This window comes from Mycobacterium sp. 4858, from assembly GCF_900240975.1.
GTDB lineage: Bacteria > Actinomycetota > Actinomycetes > Mycobacteriales > Mycobacteriaceae > Mycobacterium.
In genome coordinates, this window is sequence record NZ_LT968776.1 from 577753 (window position 1) to 594701 (window position 16949).

At 68.8% G+C, this 16949-nt stretch carries 15 protein-coding genes; 4 read left to right on the plus strand and 11 right to left on the minus strand.

Annotation, left to right across the window (positions count from 1 at the left end; genetic code table 11):
* Positions 1 to 5 precede the first annotated feature (5 nt).
* A complete protein-coding gene (locus C1737_RS11105; protein WP_067918890.1) occupies positions 6 to 1310 on the plus strand; it encodes an MFS transporter in 1305 nt (434 codons plus the stop codon).
* Here C1737_RS11105 and C1737_RS11110 read toward each other — a convergent pair.
* Complete coding sequence (locus C1737_RS11110) at positions 1210 to 2220, minus strand: 3-isopropylmalate dehydrogenase (protein WP_102418214.1); 1011 nt, start codon at positions 2218 to 2220, stop codon at positions 1210 to 1212. The two genes, C1737_RS11105 and C1737_RS11110, sit on opposite strands and share 101 nt — an antisense overlap.
* The gene (serA, locus tag C1737_RS11115; protein WP_102418216.1) at positions 2217 to 3803 is read right to left on the minus strand and encodes a phosphoglycerate dehydrogenase; all 1587 of its coding nucleotides are present in this window, start codon (positions 3801 to 3803) and stop codon (positions 2217 to 2219) included. The genes C1737_RS11110 and serA overlap by 4 nt, the downstream gene beginning before the upstream one ends.
* A gap of 119 nt (positions 3804 to 3922) precedes the next feature.
* Here serA and wrbA point away from each other — a divergent pair, with 119 nt between their 5' ends.
* A complete protein-coding gene (gene wrbA, locus C1737_RS11120; protein WP_068094200.1) occupies positions 3923 to 4525 on the plus strand; it encodes an NAD(P)H:quinone oxidoreductase in 603 nt (200 codons plus the stop codon).
* Between the two features lie 70 nt (positions 4526 to 4595).
* Here the strand turns inward: wrbA and ilvC are convergent, their stop codons facing one another.
* The 3 genes from ilvC to C1737_RS11135 are packed head-to-tail and all read right to left on the minus strand — an operon-like array spanning position 4596 to position 7999.
* Positions 4596 to 5597 carry a ketol-acid reductoisomerase gene (gene ilvC / locus C1737_RS11125; protein ID WP_102418218.1) on the minus strand — a complete coding sequence of 334 codons (1002 nt, stop codon included), beginning with the start codon at positions 5595 to 5597 and terminating at the stop codon, positions 4596 to 4598.
* Positions 5598 to 5630: 33 nt separating this feature from the next.
* A complete protein-coding gene (gene ilvN / locus C1737_RS11130) occupies positions 5631 to 6131 on the minus strand; it encodes an acetolactate synthase small subunit (protein WP_067918895.1) in 501 nt (166 codons plus the stop codon).
* Positions 6131 to 7999, minus strand: coding sequence for an acetolactate synthase large subunit (locus tag C1737_RS11135; RefSeq protein WP_068094196.1), 1869 nt, complete (start codon positions 7997 to 7999; stop codon positions 6131 to 6133). The genes ilvN and C1737_RS11135 overlap by 1 nt, the downstream gene beginning before the upstream one ends.
* Positions 8000 to 8311: 312 nt before the next feature.
* On the opposite strand from C1737_RS11135, the gene C1737_RS11140 reads away from it, so the two are divergent.
* On the plus strand, positions 8312 to 8668 hold the full coding sequence (locus C1737_RS11140) for a PH domain-containing protein (RefSeq protein ID WP_102418221.1): 357 nt from the start codon (positions 8312 to 8314) through the stop codon (positions 8666 to 8668).
* A gap of 3 nt (positions 8669 to 8671) precedes the next feature.
* Here C1737_RS11140 and C1737_RS11145 read toward each other — a convergent pair whose 3' ends face one another.
* Positions 8672 to 9532 carry a DoxX family protein gene (locus tag C1737_RS11145; protein WP_067917226.1) on the minus strand — a complete coding sequence of 287 codons (861 nt, stop codon included), beginning with the start codon at positions 9530 to 9532 and terminating at the stop codon, positions 8672 to 8674.
* Positions 9533 to 9793: 261 nt separating this feature from the next.
* Here C1737_RS11145 and C1737_RS11150 point away from each other — a divergent pair, with 261 nt between their 5' ends.
* Positions 9794 to 10915 (plus strand): sorbosone dehydrogenase family protein, encoded by a 1122-nt coding sequence (locus C1737_RS11150; protein WP_067917224.1) that lies wholly within the window; start codon positions 9794 to 9796, stop codon positions 10913 to 10915.
* A 16-nt stretch (positions 10916 to 10931) separates the two neighbouring features.
* Here C1737_RS11150 and gatB read toward each other — a convergent pair whose 3' ends face one another.
* The 5 genes from gatB to gatC form a co-directional block, all read right to left on the minus strand.
* Positions 10932 to 12443, minus strand: coding sequence for an Asp-tRNA(Asn)/Glu-tRNA(Gln) amidotransferase subunit GatB (gatB, locus tag C1737_RS11155; RefSeq protein WP_102418223.1), 1512 nt, complete (start codon positions 12441 to 12443; stop codon positions 10932 to 10934).
* 157 nt (positions 12444 to 12600) lie between these two features.
* Positions 12601 to 13542, minus strand: coding sequence for a MinD/ParA family protein (locus tag C1737_RS11165; protein ID WP_102418226.1), 942 nt, complete (start codon positions 13540 to 13542; stop codon positions 12601 to 12603).
* A 471-nt stretch (positions 13543 to 14013) separates the two neighbouring features.
* Complete coding sequence (locus C1737_RS11170) at positions 14014 to 15045, minus strand: ATP-dependent 6-phosphofructokinase (RefSeq protein ID WP_067917218.1); 1032 nt, start codon at positions 15043 to 15045, stop codon at positions 14014 to 14016.
* Positions 15046 to 15090: 45 nt separating this feature from the next.
* Complete coding sequence (gene gatA, locus C1737_RS11175) at positions 15091 to 16572, minus strand: Asp-tRNA(Asn)/Glu-tRNA(Gln) amidotransferase subunit GatA (protein ID WP_102418229.1); 1482 nt, start codon at positions 16570 to 16572, stop codon at positions 15091 to 15093.
* Positions 16569 to 16868: an Asp-tRNA(Asn)/Glu-tRNA(Gln) amidotransferase subunit GatC gene (gene gatC, locus C1737_RS11180; protein ID WP_067918254.1), complete on the minus strand. Its 300-nt coding sequence runs from the start codon at positions 16866 to 16868 to the stop codon at positions 16569 to 16571. Before gatC ends, gatA begins: the two co-directional genes overlap by 4 nt.
* Positions 16869 to 16949 lie beyond the last annotated feature (81 nt).

Consider the following 16949-nt stretch of genomic DNA (forward strand, 5'->3'; position numbering starts at 1 on the left):
GAAGGATGCATACGGGGCCGGCCACCACGCGTGAGCTGGGCGCGGGCGCCCGCTGGTCCATCATGGTCGTGTCGCTGGTCGCCACCGCGAGTTCCTTCCTCTTCATCAACGGCATCGCGTTCTTGATCCCTTCGCTCCAAGCGGCGCGCGGAATCCCGCTCGGGGAAGCCGGTCTGCTGTCGTCGATGCCGAGCTGGGGCATGGTGGTCACGCTGGTGCCGTGGGGGTACGTGCTGGACCGCGTGGGCGAGCGGGAGGTCATGGCAGCGGGTTTGGCGCTCACCGCGGCGGCGGCCTACGCCGCGGCGTCGACGCATTCGATGGTGCTGATGGCCGTCTACTTGTTTCTCGGGGGCATGGCGGCGGCCAGCTGCAACACCGCCGGCGGGCGGTTGGTCTCGGCGTGGTTCCCGCCGCAGCAACGCGGTTTGGCCATGGGATTCCGCCAAACCGCGCAGCCCCTCGGAATAGCCCTGGGAGCGCTGGTGATTCCCGAGCTGGGCGAGCACGGGCCGGCTGCGGGGCTGAAGTTCACGGCCTTGGCGTGCGCGTTGGGAGCGGCGGCGAGCGCGGTCGGCATCATCGACCCGCCCCGCAAGCCCAGGGAGAAGGCCAGCGATTCCGAACTCGCCAACCCCTACCGAGGGTCGTTGGCGCTGTGGCGAATTCACACGGTAGCCGGGCTGTTGATGGTTCCGCAGACGGTGACCGTCACCTTCATGCTGGTGTGGCTGATCAAGAACCTGCACTGGTCGGTGGCGGCCGCAGGCAGTCTCGTCACCCTTTCCCAGCTGCTGGGCGCGCTCGGCCGCGTCCTGGTGGGCCGTTGGTCCGACCGTATCGGCTCTCGAATGCGGCCGGTCCGCCTCATCGCGGCGGCCGCCGCCGTCACCCTCTTCCTCCTGGCCTGGGCCGACGTTCTGAGTTCGAGTTTTCAGGCGCCCCTGATGGTCGCGATCTCGGTGATCGCCGTGCTGGACAACGGTTTGGAGGCCACGGCCATCACCGAATACGCCGGGCCGTTCTGGAGCGGGCGCGCCCTGGGCATTCAGAACACCACCCAGCGGGTGTTCGCGGCCGCCGCCCCGCCGCTGTTCGGGGCGTTGATCACCGCCGCGAAATACCCGAACGCATGGATATTGTGCGGACTCTTCCCGGCGGTCGCGGTGCCGCTGGTGCCGGCGCGGTTGCTCCCGCCCGGGCTGGAAACTACAGCCCGGCGGCAATCCGTTCGCCGACTTCGCTGGTGGCGAGCCGCCCGTTCCCACGTGTTGCCAGATAGGCCTCAACGGCCCGATCCACCCGCCTAGCGGCGTCGTCCTCCCCGAGATGGGCGAGCAGCAACGACACCGACATGATGGCCGCGGTCGGATCGGCTATACCCCGACCGGCGATGTCGGGCGCGCTGCCGTGCACCGGCTCGAACATCGACGGGTTGGTCCGGGTGGCATCGATATTGCCGCTGGCGGCCAACCCAATTCCGCCGCACACCGCCGCCGCCAAGTCGGTGATGATGTCACCGAACAGATTGTCGGTGACGATCACGTCGAAGCGTCCCGGGTCGGTGACCATGAAGATGGTGGCGGCGTCGATGTGTTGGTAGGCGACCTCGACGTCCGGGTAGTCCGCCCCGACCTCGGCCACGATCCGCGACCACAGCTTCCCGGCGAAGGTCAGCACGTTGGTCTTGTGCACCAGCGTGAGGTGGTTGCGACGGCGCCGGGCGCGCTCGAAGGCGTCGGCCACGACGCGGCGCACACCGAAGGCGGTGTTCAGGCTCACCTCGGTGGCCACCTCGTGCGGCGTCCCGGTGCGGATCGCGCCGCCGGTACCGGTGTAGGGGCCTTCGGTGCCCTCGCGGACCACGACGAAGTCGATGTGCGGGTCTCCGGCCAACGGGCTGCTCACACCGGGATAGAGCCGGCCCGGCCGCAGGTTGACGTGATGATCCAGCTCAAAACGCAGGCGCAGCAACAGACCCCGCTCCAGCACGCCGCTGGGCACCGACGGATCGCCGATCGCGCCGAGCAGGATGGCGTCGTGCTGGCGCAGCTCGGCGAGCACCGATTCCGGCAGCAGCTCACCGCTGGCGTGAAAACGCCGCGCCCCCAAGTCGTAATCCGTCTTCTCCACGCCGGGCAGCACCGCGTCAAGGACCTTGAGTGCCTCGGCCGTCACTTCCGGCCCGATACCGTCGCCGCCGATAACAGCGAGTTTCACGACAGATCGACCACCTCAAGCTTGTTGGCGCCCACCGCGGCACCGATCGCCGAGCGCACCTCGCCCGGCACGTCCTGGTCCAGCCGCAGCAGAATGGTCGCCCCGGGACCCTCGGCGTCCTCGGAGAGTTGAGCGGCCTGGATGTTCACGCCCGCCGAGCCGAGCAGGGTGCCGATCTTGCCCAGCGCGCCGGGCGCATCGGCGTAGTTGATCACCAGGTTGGTGCCCCGGGCGCGCAGATCGAAGTTGCGGCCGTTGATCTGCACGATCTTTTCCACCAACTGCGGCCCGGACAGCGTGCCGGCCACGTTGACGGCCGAGCCGTCGGAGGTGACCGCGCGCACGTCGACGACGCTGCGGTGGTTCGGGCTCTCCGAGGCCGTGGTGAGCTCGGCGGTGACGCCGCGTTCTTCGGCCAGCGCCGGCGCGTTGACGAAAGTGACCGGGCCCTCGACCACCGCCGAGAACAGCCCCCGCAGGGCCGAAAGCTTCAGCACCTCAACGTCTTCGGAGGCCAGCTCGCCGCGCACCTGCACCGACACCGAGACCGGCGGCCCGTCGGCCAGCGAGGCGGCCAGCACGCCGAGCTTGCGCACCAGGTCCAGCCAGGGCGCCACCTCTTCGTTGACCACGCCACCGCCGACGTTGACCGCGTCGGGAACGAATTCGCCGGCCAGAGCGAGTTTCACGCTTTCCGCGACGTCGGTGCCGGCCCGGTCCTGCGCCTCGGAGGTGGATGCGCCCAGATGCGGTGTGACCACCACCTGCGGCAGCTCGAACAGCGGGCTGTCGGTGCACGGCTCCTTCGCGAAGACGTCGATACCGGCCGCGCGGACGTGTCCGCTGCTGACCGCTTCGGCCAACGCGGCCTCGTCGATCAGCCCGCCACGGGCGGCGTTGACGATGATGACGCCCGGTTTGGTCTTGGCCAGCGCCTCCTTGCCGATCAGGCCCGCCGTCTCGGGCGTCTTCGGCAGGTGCACCGAGATGAAGTCGGCGCGGGCGAGGAGGTCGTCGAGCGGCAGCAGTTCGATGCCCAACTGCGCGGCCCGGGCCGGCGAAACATAGGGGTCGTAGGCGATGAGGTGGGTGCCGAAGGCCGTCAGCCGCTGGGCAACCAACTGCCCGATGCGGCCCAGCCCCACGACGCCGACCGTCTTGCCGAAGACCTCGGTGCCGTTGAACGACGACCGCTTCCAGGTGTGCTCGCGCAGCGAGGCGTCGGCAGCCGGGATCTGCCGGGCGGCGGCCAGGAGCAGCGCCAACGCGTGCTCGGCGGCGCTGTGGATGTTGGAGGTGGGGGCGTTGACCACCAGGACGCCCCGTTCGGTTGCCGCGTCCACGTCGACGTTGTCCAGCCCGACACCGGCGCGCGCGACGATCTTCAGCTTGGGGGCGGCCGCCAGCACCTCGGCGTCGACGGTGGTGGCCGAGCGGACCAGCAGCGCGTCGGCTTCCGGCACCGCGGCCAGCAGCTTCTCCCGGTCCGGCCCGTCTACCCAGCGCACCTCGACCTGGTCTCCCAGGGCGGCGACGGTCGATTGGGCGAGTTTGTCGGCGATCAATACAACAGGCAGAGTCACCCGGCCAGCCTATCGGCTGGCTTTGACGGGCAGCGACGGGCATCGGCGGGCTCGCCACTGCCCTAACCTGCGCCGACGCGCGCTTGGGGCGGGGCCCGCCGCGGCCCTACGATGCGCTCGTGACCAAACTCGCGATCATCTACTATTCGGCCACCGGGCATGGCACGGCGATGGCGCGACGCGTCGCGACCGCGGCCGAGGCGGCGGGCGCGGAAGTCCGCCTGCGGCACGTCGCCGAAACCCGTGACCCGGAATCGTTCGCCCAGAACCCCGCGTGGACCGCGAATTACGAAGCGACCAAGGACCTTCCGGCGGCCACGGGCGAGGACATCGTCTGGGCCGACGCGGTGATCTTCGGTTCACCGACTCGCTTCGGCTCTCCCGCCGCACAGTTGCGCGCCTTCCTCGACTCGCTGGGCGGGCTGTGGGCCGAAGGCAAGCTCGCGGACAAGGTCTACGCGGCGTTCACGTCGTCCAACACCCTGCATGGTGGCCAGGAGACCACGCTGCTGTCGCTCTACATCACGCTGATGCATTTCGGTGGCATCATCGTGCCGCCGGGATACACCGATCCGGTCAAGTTCGTCGATGGCAACCCGTACGGCGTGAGCCTGGTGTCCACCCACGACAACATCCACGAATTCGACGAGGCGACCCAGAACGCGCTCGACCACCTCGCCCGCCGGGTGGTGGCGACCGCCGGTCGGCTGGCAGAGTCCTAGCCGCCGAACGTGCACTCACGGCGGAAAAATCGCCGAAAGTTCGCCCTCAGTGCACGTTCGGCGCCACGCCCTACGCCGTCTCGGTGATCGGCCGGTCGACCCAGCTCATCAGGTCGCGCAGCTTCTTGCCGGTCACCTCGATGGGGTGCTCGGCGTTCTCCTTGCGCAGCTGCTCCAGTTGCTTGTTGCCGCCTTCGACGTTGGCAACCAGCTTCTTGACGAATTCGCCGTTCTGAATGTCGCGCAGGATCTCTCGCATCCGCTCCTTGGTGCCGGCGTCGATGACGCGCGGTCCGGACAGATACCCGCCGAACTCCGCGGTGTCGGACACCGAGTAGTTCATCCGGGCGATGCCACCCTCGTACATCAGGTCGACGATCAGCTTGAGTTCGTGCAGCACCTCGAAGTAGGCCATCTCCGGCGGGTAGCCGGCCTCCACCATCACGTCGAAACCGGCCTTCACCAATTCCTCGGTGCCACCGCACAACACGGCCTGCTCACCGAACAGATCGGTCTCGGTCTCGTCCTTGAAGGTGGTCTTGATGACGCCGGCCCGGGTGCCGCCGATGGCCTTGGCGTAGGACAGGGCCAGCGCCTCACCCTTGCCGGTCGGGTCCTGGTCCACCGCGATCAGGCAGGGCACGCCCTTGCCGTCGACGAACTGGCGGCGCACCAGATGGCCGGGCCCCTTCGGGGCGACCATCGCGACGGTGACGTCGGCCGGCGGCTTGATCAGTCCGAAATGGATGTTGAGCCCGTGCCCGAAAAACAGTGCGTCTCCGGGCTTGAGGTTGGGCTCGATATCGTTTTTGAAGATGTCCGCCTGCGCGGTGTCGGGCGCCAGCAGCATGATGACGTCGGCCCACTTGGCCACCTCGGCGGGGGTGTCGACCTCGAGGCCCTGCTCTTCGACCTTGGCCCGCGACTTCGAACCCTCCTTCAGGCCAACCCGCACCTGCACGCCGGAGTCGCGCAGGCTGAGCGAGTGCGCGTGCCCCTGGCTGCCGTATCCGATGACGCCGACCTTGCGGCCCTGGATGATCGACAGGTCTGCATCGTCGTCGTAGAACATTTCTAGTGCCACTGTTGAATATCTCCTTGTGTGTTACTTGGCCGTGGTGATGCCGCGCGGACCGCGGGACAACGACACCACTCCCGATTGAACGATTTCGCGGATCCCGAACGGCTCCAGCACCCGCAGCAACGCCTCGATCTTGCCGCGGTCACCGGTCGCCTCGATCGTCAGCGCCTCGGGCGAAACGTCAATCACCTTGGCGCGGAAGAGGTTCACCGCTTCAATCACCTGGCTGCGGCTACCGGCGTCGGCGCGCACCTTGATCAGCGCCAGCTCGCGCGATACCGCGGCCCCCTCGTCGAGCTCCACGATCTTGATGACGTTGATCAGCTTGTTGAGCTGCTTGGTGATCTGCTCGAGCGGGGTTTCCTCGGCGCTGACCACAATCGTCATGCGCGACATGTCTTTCTGCTCGGTGGCGCCGACGGCCAGCGACTCGATGTTGAAACCGCGCCGGGAGAACAGCGCCGCCACGCGCGCGAGCACACCGGGTTTGTCCTCAACCAGAACCGAGAGGGTGTGCGTGTGCATCAGGCGTGCCCTTCGCTCTCGTCGTCGAACAGCGGGCGAATGCCGCGGGCGGCCTGGATCTCGTCGTTGCTGGTGCCCGCGGCCACCATCGGCCACACCTGCGCATCCGCGCCGACGATGAAGTCGATCACCACCGGACGGTCGGTGATCGCGCGCGCCTGATTGATCACGTCCTCGACGTCTTCCTCACGCTCGCAACGCAATCCGACGCAACCCAGCGCCTCCGCCAGCTTCACGAAGTCGGGGATGCGATGCGAATGCGTGGCGAGGTCCGTCTGCGAGTACCGCTCCTCGTAGAACAGCGTCTGCCACTGGCGCACCATGCCCAGGTTGCCGTTGTTGATCAGCGCCACCTTGATCGGCACGCCTTCGATCGCGCAGGTGGCCAGCTCCTGGTTGGTCATCTGGAAGCAGCCGTCACCGTCGATGGCCCACACCTCCGCCTCCGGGCGGGCCATCTTGGCCCCCATGGCCGCCGGGATGGCGAATCCCATGGTGCCCAGCCCGCCGGAGTTGATCCAGGTGCGCGGGTTCTCATACGAAATGAACTGCGCTGCCCACATCTGGTGCTGGCCCACCCCGGCCACGTACACCGCGTCCGGGCCGGCGATCTGACCCAGCTTCTCGATGACGTATTCCGGGCCCAGGCTGCCGTCGCTCTGCGGGCCGTAGCTCAGCGGGTAGGTGGACTGGACGCCGTCCAGGTAGTCCCACCATTCGGTCATCTCGATGTTGCCGGGAATGTCGTAGTGCCGCAGCATCGCGATCAGCTCGATGATGACGGCTTTGACGTCGCCGACGATCGGGACGTCGGCGTGGCGGTTCTTGCCGATCTCGGCCGGATCGATGTCGGCGTGAATGACCTTGGCGTCCGGGGCGAAGGTGTCCAGTTTTCCGGTCACCCGGTCGTCGAAGCGGGTGCCCAGCGCGATCAGCAGGTCGCTGCGCTGCAGCGCCGCCACCGCGGCGACCGTGCCGTGCATGCCGGGCATGCCCATGTGCTGCCGATGGCTGTCGGGGAACGCGCCGCGCGCCATCAGGGTGGTGACCACGGGGATGCCGGTCAGGTCGGCCAGTTCGCGCAGCTGCTCGGTCGCCTCGCCGCGGATGACGCCGCCGCCGACGTACAGCACCGGTTTGCGGGCCTCCGCGATCAGCTTGGCGGCCTCGCGGATCTGCCGGTTGTGCGGCTTGGTGTTCGGCTTGTAGCCGGGCAGTTCCATGCGCGGCGGCCAGCTGAACGTGCACTGCCCCTGCAGCACGTCTTTGGGGATGTCGACGAGCACCGCACCGGGACGCCCCGAGGAGGCGATGTGGAAGGCCTCGGCGATCACCTGCGGGATCTCGTCACCCGAGCGAACCAGGAAGTTGTGCTTGGTGATCGGCATCGTGATGCCGGAGATGTCGGCTTCCTGGAAGGCGTCGGTGCCGATCAGCGCGCGACCGACCTGGCCGGTGATGGCGACGACGGGCACCGAGTCCATCTGGGCGTCGGCCAGCGGCGTGACCAGGTTGGTGGCGCCGGGCCCCGAGGTGGCCATGCACACCCCGACCTTGCCGGTCGCGTGGGCGTAGCCACTGGCGGCGTGGCCGGCGCCCTGCTCGTGGCGAACCAGCACGTGGCGAAGCTTTTTCGAGTCGAACAGCGGGTCGTAGACCGGCAACACGGCGCCGCCGGGGATGCCGAAGATGACCTCGACCCCGATCTCCTCGAGCGACCGGATCACGGACTGGGCGCCGGTAAGTTTCTCGGGCCCAACACGTTTCGGCTTTTTGGTGGGGGCGGCGGCGGGGGTTTCCGCCGCGTCGGAGGCGACGTCGGCGGCACGCTGTGGCTGTGTGGCGTGCTGCCTGGTGGGTGCGCTCACTGTCTTTGTTCCTTATTCACTCTGGGAATCTCGCTCGGGGCAACAAAAAACCCCCGACAGCTCATCTGCTGCACGAGGGTTGCGCGTTGGTCTGGATAGCTTCAAATGCCGAGAGGCTAGTCAGGCACCAACGCGCCGACCAATTACTACGAGCATCCCGGGCTGTCCGGCGGTATCCATAACGTCCGACGGTAGCCTTCGCACAGCTCAGCAGTCAAATCCCGCTGCCGTCGGCCCGCGCGGAGATCCGGTCCCCGTGGCGGGTGAAATGATGGTCAGGTGGCTACCGGTTCGTCTTCCCACACGCCCGTCGTGATCAAGGTCTCGCCGATCGCTCACCTGGCCGTCGGTTTCGTGACCCTCGGGTTGCTGATTCCGGTGATGCTGTGGCCGCCGTCGGCGCCGCTGCTGGTGATCCCGGTGGTGCTCTCGGCGCTGATCGTCCGGTTGCGCACCGTCGCCGACGACAGGGGCGTGACCGTCCGGACGCTGCTGGGCAGCCGGACGGTGGACTGGGATGAGATCGACGGGCTGCGCTTCCACCGGGGTTGGTGGGCCCGCGCGCACCTCAAGAGCGGTGCGGACGTGCGCCTGCCCGCGGTCACGTTCGCGACGCTGCCGCAGCTGACCGAGGCCAGCTCGGGGCGCGTGCCCAACCCCTATGCGTGAGGGTCAGGCGATCGGGTTGACCCCGTTGAGCATGACCCACACCGCGATGCCGGCGGCGATACCGACCAGCAGGGCGACAAACGACCCGATGAAGGGCCGGTGGGCCCAGCCGCGCCGCGCGTCCAGACCGTAGCGGCCCGGCCCGCAGAGGATGACCGCGACCGCCATGACGATCAGGGTGATCTGGTATTCGTGTCCGTCAGGCAGGAAATAGGTGAAGGTGTGCGGATGCGGCCGCGCGGTGATGGTGGCCAGCATGCCGTTGATCAGGAACGCCAGCGCACCGGCCGCGGCCACCGGGGTGAACAGCCCCAGCACCAGCAGCACCCCGGCGACGAGCTCGCCGCCGGCGCTGACGTAGGCGAGGATGTCGGCGTGCTGGTAGCCGACGTCGGACAGCGAGTTCTTGAACCCGCCCACGCCCGAGCCGCCCCACCAGCCGAACAGCTTCTGCAACCCATGGGCGGCCAACACGACACCGAGGCCGACCCGCAACACCAGCAAACCCAGATGCTGGGTTCCGCGCCGGCCGACCTCGTGCAGCCGGCCGTGGTGTTCGTCGCCGTCGATCTCGGCGGGCTCGGCGGCCGCGTGCCGGGACGACTGCGGCTGCACATAGGGCAGGGGCTCCGGCTGGTCGAGCACGTGATAACCCGTCGCCCTGGGCCCGCCCACGGCGGCGTGGTCGCCCATGTAGGGGATGACGGTGGTGGTTCCGGTCGAGGGGTTGAAGTCGCCGGGGTAACCGACGGGCGTCAGATCGTCTTCTGGGTCAACCACGCGCGCCGTCGCGGGGCGTCCCTGGGCCGGCTCCGGGGATTCGCCGGGCCGCTGCCAATGTCCGTCATTCGATTGACTGGTCACGCGTGTCAGGGTAAGGGCATTTGCCGCTGAATTGGGGATTTGAGCGGCGCTTTCGCCAGGCAATCGGTGGTTTGCCCGCCAAACCCGCCCGGATCGGCCCGGAACGGCCTTTTCCGCGGCTCGGCGGCGTCCGAAGCGGGTGGACTCCGGTCGCCGGACGGGCCGTCGCCTGAGCGCGAGACGTGTTCCGAACGCGTCACGTCAGGCGGCCAGGCGCGGGCGTGTGGCGGCGGCGGCCGCCCTGTCCGTAGCCTGTCGGTCATGCGACTACGGCGCTCGGTTCGGTGCGGCTTTGCCACGCTGTGCGCGGTGGTGCTGCTCGCGAGCGGGTGCGCACGGTTCAACGACGCCCAGTCGCAGCCCTTCACCACCAACCCGGAACTCAAGCCCCAACCCAGCTCGACGCCTCCCCCGCCGCCGCCGTTGCCGCCCACGCCGTTCCCCAAGGCGTGTCCGGCGCCGGGCGTGATGCAGGGCTGCCTGGAGAGCACCAGCGGACTGATCATGGGGCCCGACAGCAAAACCGCGCTGGTCGCCGAGCGCACCACCGGCGCCGTCAAGGAGATCTCGGTCAGCGCCGAGCCGAAGGTGAAGACCGTCATCCCGGTCGACCCGTCCGGCGACGGCGGCCTGATGGACATCGTGCTGTCGCCGACCTACACGCAAGACCGGCTGATGTACGCCTACATCAGCACGCCGTCCGACAACCGGGTGATCCGGGTGGCCGACGGCGACATCCCCAAGGACATCCTCACCGGGATTCCCAAAGGCGCCACCGGCAATACCGGAGCGCTGATCTTCACCAGCCCCACCACGCTGGTGGTCATGACGGGCGACGCGGGCAACCCCGCCGCGGCCGCCGACCCCAAATCGTTGGCGGGCAAGGTCCTTCGCATCGAGCAGCCGACCACCATCGGCCAGGCGCCGCCCACGACGGCGCTGTCCGGCGTCGGCTCCGGCGGCGGCCTGTGCATCGACCCGGTGGACGGCTCGCTCTATGTCGCCGATCGCACGCCGACGGCGGATCGCTTGCAGCGCATCACCAAGACCTCCGAGGTCTCCACGGTGTGGACCTGGCCGGACAAGCCCGGCGTGGCGGGCTGCGCGGCGATGGACGGGACCGTGCTGGTCAACCTGATCAACACCAAACTGACCGTGGCCGTGCGGCTGGCACCGGCGACGGGTGCGGTCACCGGGGAACCGGACGTGGTGCGCAAGGACACCCATGCTCACGCCTGGGCACTGCGGATGTCGCCGGACGGAAACGTCTGGGGCGCAACGGTCAACAAGACCGCCGGGGACGCCGAGAAGCTCGACGACGTGGTGTTCCCGCTGTTCCCGCAGGGTGGCGGGTTCCCGCGCAACAACGACGACAAGACCTAGCGGAAAACGACTTCCGTCAACCCTGCCCGCAGGCGGCCAGCACCAGTTCGCGCACGCGAGCCGCATCGGCCTGCCCGCGGGTGGCCTTCATCACCGCGCCGACGATCGCCCCGGCCGCGGCCACCTTGCCGCCGCGGATCTTCTCCGCCACGTCGGGATTGGCGGCCAGCGCTTCGTCGACCGCGGCCTGGGTCACCGAATCGTCGCGCACCAGTTCCAGGCCGCGTGACGTCATCACCTGCTCGGGCTCGCCCTCGCCGGCCAGCACGCCCTCCACGACCTGGCGGGCCAGCTTGTTGGAAAGCTTGCCTTCGTCGACGAGTGCGATCACCGCGGCCACCTGGGCCGGGGTGATCGCCAGTTCGTCCAATCCGACGTTCGCCTCGTTGGCCTTCTGCACCAAGAAGTTTCCCCACCAGGCGCGCGCCTGCTCGCTGGCGGCACCGTGCTTGACGGTCTGGATGACCAGTTCCACCGCGCCGGCGTTGACCAGATCGCGCATCACCTCGTCGGAAACGCCCCAATCCTGCTGAATCTTCTTGCGGGTCAGCCACGGCAGCTCCGGGATGGTCTGGCGCAGCTGCTCGACCAGTTCCCGGCTGGGCGCGACCGGCTCCAGGTCGGGTTCGGGGAAATAGCGGTAATCCTGCGCGGTCTCCTTGGCGCGGCCCGGGCTGGTGTACCCCGCCTCGTGAAAGTGTCTGGTTTCCTGGATGATCCGGCCACCGGACGCCAGGATGGCGCCCTGCCTCTGCATTTCGTAGCGCACGGCGACCTCGATGCTTTTCAGCGAGTTGACGTTCTTCGTCTCGGTGCGGGTGCCGAACTCGGTCGTTCCGGTCGGCATCAGCGACACGTTGGAATCGCAACGCATTGAACCCTGGTCCATCCGGACATCGGATACATCCAAGGCGCGCAACAGATCTCGCAAGGCCGTGACATAGGCGCGGGCGATCTGAGGCGCTCGGGCGCCGGCGCCGACGATGGGCTTGGTCACGATCTCGATCAGCGGCACGCCGGCGCGGTTGTAGTCGAGCAGCGAGGTGGTGGCGCCGTGGATCCGGCCGGTCTCACTGCCCAGGTGGGTCAGCTTGCCGGTGTCTTCCTCCATGTGCGCGCGCTCGATCTCGACCCGCCAGGTGGTGCCGTCGTCCAACGGCGCTTCGAGGTATCCATTGATGGCTATCGGCTCGTCGTATTGGGAAATCTGATAGTTCTTCGGCATGTCCGGGTAGAAGTAGTTCTTCCGGGCGAAGCGGCACCACGGCACGATCTCGCAGTTCAGCGCAAGCCCGATCCGGATGGCCGACTCCACCGCGGTGCGGTTGAGCACCGGAAGCGAACCGGGCAGGCCGAGGCACACCGGGCATACCTGGGTGTTGGGTTCGGCGCCGAAGGCGGTGGAGCAGCCGCAGAACATCTTGGTGACGGTCGACAGCTCGACGTGCACCTCGAGACCGAGTACCGGGTCGAAACGCGCGATGACGTCGTCGTAGTCCATGAGATCGGCGCCGGCAGCAACACTCATGCCGTCGATCGTAGTGGTGACCGCGAGCGCGGCGGCGCCGGGCGAAGCGGGTCACCACCATCAGCCCAGTGGTGACCGCGAGCGCGGCGGCGCCGGGCGAAGCGGGTCACCACCATCAGCCCAGTGGTGACCGCGAGCGCGGCGGGACCGGGCGATCTCAGGGCCAGTGCGGCGAGCGGGGCGCCGGGATCCGGTTGCGCTCCCCGCCCCGGCCGGCGAACATGTCGGCCAGCACGGCCGCCATCTCGAGGTAGCTGCGGCGACTTTCCTTGCTCAGTCGGTCGAGCTCGATCTGCTTGCCCTCATGTATGTGGCGATCGAACGGCAGCACCACCGTCGCGGCGACGCGTGCGGACAGCCGCTCGAGTTCCCTGGCGGCCAGCAGGTCCAACTTGGCCGGCTCGACGTGGTTGATCGCAAGTACCGTCGACCGCACCAATGGTTGATACCCGTTGTTGCCCAACCAATCCAGGGTGGTGGCGGTCTTCCGTATCGCGTCGATCGAGGTGCTGGTCACCACGACCAGCGCCCGCGCCTCGGGCAGGACCGCGTCCATCACACCCGAATTGAGCGCCTTGGCGCAGTCCACCAACACCACCGAATAGTGGTTACGCAAGAGCGAGAACGCCCTGACCACGTCGTGCCGCTCCAGCCGCCAGTCGGTGTGCGCATAGTCGGGCAATCCGAGCACTTCCAGGCCGAAGTTGTTCATGTAGGTGTGCGCCCGGACGTCCACATAATTCGTGGCCGCCTTGTCGGCGAGCAGCTCGGGCATGCCCACGGAGTTGGGACGGCCATGCCGCTCCCCCAGGTCGCCGGCGTCGATGTCGACGGCGATGATCCGGTCGTGGCGCACGTCGGCGAACGTCGACCCCAGCGCCTCCACCACCGCCGTCTTGCCGACGCCGCCCTTGAGGTTGAGAACGGCAATCGGGAATGCGCCGCCCACGGCCGCCCTGATGCGGTGGCGCAGGTCCTCTTTGTACTGCGCTTCTTTGCCGGGGCCGAGGTCGACACCGGTCACGCGGTGGACGACTTCGCGCCAGCTGAACCCGGAGGAGTCCTGCCGCGCCTGCTGGTCGAGCCCGTCCAGTGCCATTCCGCCCGGCAGCGGCGCCCGCCGCGGCCGCGAAGGCGCGCGCGACGCCGGGGCGGGCGCGGGTGCTGGCGGGGCGGGTGCTGGCCTGATCGGCGGCCTGCGGATTGATGGATCGGCGCGTGCTGGCGGGGCGGGTGCTGGCCTGATCGGCGGCCTGCGGATTGATGGATCGGCGCGCGTGGGCTGCGGCACCGTCGCGGCCGCCGGATCGGCGTCGATGCGCCGGCCGGGGGTACGCGGCGGGCGCACCGGCGGACCCGGTGGCCCCGCCGACGCCGCGGGGTGCTGAACGACTCCGCGACTCGAACCGCGGTTGCTCACCACCCCGGTATAACCGCTGGGAACCCGTCGGGAAACCACGAATTTTCCCGACGCGTCCCTGGCAGGTCAAAGGCCGGGCAAATTCAGGCCTTGTCGGGCCGGAGTCGGGTGGGGGTCAGGCCGGAGTCACCCGCCGTTTGCCCGCCGGGGTCAGCCGAAGAAGGCGGCGGCGTCGTCGTAGCGGCTTTCGGGCACCAGCTTGAGCTGGCGCACGGCGTCGGCCAGCGCCACTCGACCGATGTCCTGCCCCTGCAGCGACACCATCTGACCGTATTCCCCCGCGTGCGCGGCGTCGGCCGCATTGACGCCGAACCGGGTGGCCAGGACCCGGTCATAGGCCGTCGGGGTCCCGCCGCGCTGGACGTGGCCCAGCACGGTCACCCGGACGTCCTTGTTGATCCGCTTCTCCACCTCGGCACCCAGTTGGGCCGCAACGCCGGTGAACTTCTCGTGACCGAACTCGTCAATTCCGCCTTCGCGCAAAGAGATCGAACCCGGAATGGGTTTGGCGCCCTCGGCCACCACACAGATGAAGTGCGAATCTCCGCGCTGGAAGCGACGTTTGACCAGCCGGCACACCTCCTCGACGTCGAAGGGCTGTTCGGGGATAAGCGTCATGTGCGCGCCGGAAGCCAGGCCGGCGTTGAGCGCGATCCAGCCGGCGTGCCGGCCCATCACCTCCACCAGCATCACCCGCTGGTGGGATTCGGCGGTGCTGTGCAGGCGGTCGATGGCCTCGGTTGCCACCGTCAGCGCGGTGTCGTGACCGAAAGTGACGTCGGTGCAATCGATGTCGTTGTCGATGGTCTTCGGCACCCCGACGACGGGAACGTTCTCCTCGGACAGCCAGTGCGCGGCGGTCAGGGTGCCTTCCCCGCCGATCGGGATGAGCACGTCGATGCCGTTGTCGTCCAGAGTCTGCTTGATCTGGTCCAGCCCGGCCCGCAACTTGTCGGGATGGACCCGAGCGGTCCCCAGCATCGTGCCGCCCTTGGCCAGCAGCCGGTCGTTGCGGTCGTCGTTCTGCAGTTGGATGCGCCGGTTCTCCAGCAACCCGCGCCACCCGTCCTGAAAGCCGACCACCGACGAGCCGTACCGGGCGTCGCAGGTGCGCACCACCGCCCGGATGACGGCGTTCAGCCCCGGGCAGTCGCCACCTCCGGTCAGAACTCCGATCCGCATGCCCTTATCTTGCCCTGCGGCGGGTCCGCCGCGCCGAGCAGACGCCTAGATCGCGCTCGGCAGCGGGCCGCGGGCAGCCTCGTAGGCGGCGCCCACCCGGTACAGCCGGTCATCGGCCAGCGCCGGCGCCATGATCTGCAGGCCGACCGGGAGGCCGTCGTCCGGCGACAGCCCCGACGGAACCGACATGCCGCAGTGGCCGGCCAGGTTCAGCGGCAGCGTGCACAGGTCGAACAGGTACATCGCCAAAGGATCGTCCACCTTCTCGCCCAGCGGGAAGGCGGTGGTCGGGGTCGCGGGCGACACGACCACGTCGACGGACTCGTACGCCTTGTCGAGGTCCCGGGCGATCAGCGTGCGCACCTTCTGCGCCTGGTTGTAATAGGCGTCGTAGTAACCGGCCGACAGCGCGTAGGTGCCGATCATGATGCGCCGCTTGACTTCCGGCCCGAAACCGGCGGCGCGCGTCAGCGCCATCACCTCCTCGGCACTGTGCGTCCCGTCGTCGCCGACGCGCAGCCCGTAGCGCATGGCGTCGAAGCGGGCCAGGTTGCTCGACACCTCCGACGGCAGGATCAGGTAGTAGGCCGCCAACGCGTATTCGAAGTGCGGGCAGTCGACTTCACTCACCTCGGCACCCAGCTCGGTCAGCCGCTCGACGGCCGCCTCGAACGAGGCGTGCACACCGGGCTGGTAGCCCTCCCCGCGCAGCTGCTTGACCACCCCCACGCGCACGCCGCGCAGGTCACCGGCAGCGCCGGCTTTGGCGGCGCCGACGACGTCGGGCACCGCCGCCTCGACGGACGTGGAGTCGCGGTGGTCATGCCCGGCGATCACCTGGTGCAGCAGCGCGGTGTCCAGCACGGTGCGCGCGCACGGGCCGCCCTGGTCCAGGGACGAGGCGCAGGCCACCAGGCCGTAGCGCGACACGGTGCCGTAGGTCGGTTTGACGCCGACGGTCGCGGTCAGCGCCGCCGGCTGCCGGATGGAGCCGCCGGTGTCGGATCCGATGGCCAGCGGCGCCTGGAACGCGGCCAACGCCGCCGCGCTGCCGCCGCCGGATCCGCCGGGCACCCGGTCGAGGTTCCACGGGTTACGGGTGGGGCCGTAGGCGGAGTTCTCCGTCGACGAACCCATCGCGAACTCGTCCATGTTGGTCTTGCCCAGGATCGGGATGCCCGCGGCGCGCAACCGCGTGGTGACGGTGGCGTCGTATGGGGAACGCCAGCCCTCGAGGATCTTGGAACCGCAGGTGGTGGGCATGTCGACGGTGGTGAACACGTCTTTGAGCGCCAGCGGCACCCCCGCCAGCGCCGACGGCAGCCGCTCCCCCGCGGCCACCGCCTCGTCGACCACCGCCGCCGCCCCCAGCGCCTCGTCGGCGGCCACGTGCAGGAAGGCGTGGTACTGGTCGTCCGTCGCCGCGATCTGGTCCAGGCACGCCTGCGTGACCTCGACCGACGACAGCTCCTTGGCGGCGATCCGGGCGGCCAGGGTCGCGGCGTCGGATCGGATGACCTCGTTCACTCGCTGTCTCCCAGGATCTGCGGCACCGCGAAACGGCCGTCGGCGGCCTCGGGCGCCGCGGCCAGCGCCTCGGCCTGGGTGAGGCAGGGTGTCGGCTCGTCCGGGCGGGTGACGTTGACGTCCTTGAGCGGGTTGCCGGTCGCTTCGACGCCGGTGACGTCGACCGCCTGCACCTGGCTGACGTGGGTCAGGATGGCGTCGAGCTGACCGGCGAAGCTGTCCAGCTCGCTGTCGGTCAGCGCGAGCCGGGACAGCCGGGCCAGGTGCGCCACCTCGTCGCGGGAGATCTGAGACACGACAGGAAAGCCTAACGCGCTTGTTCGGGCGAGCGCCGGGCACTCGGCCCCGGCGAGCGTTGGCCGTCGTACCGAGCCGAA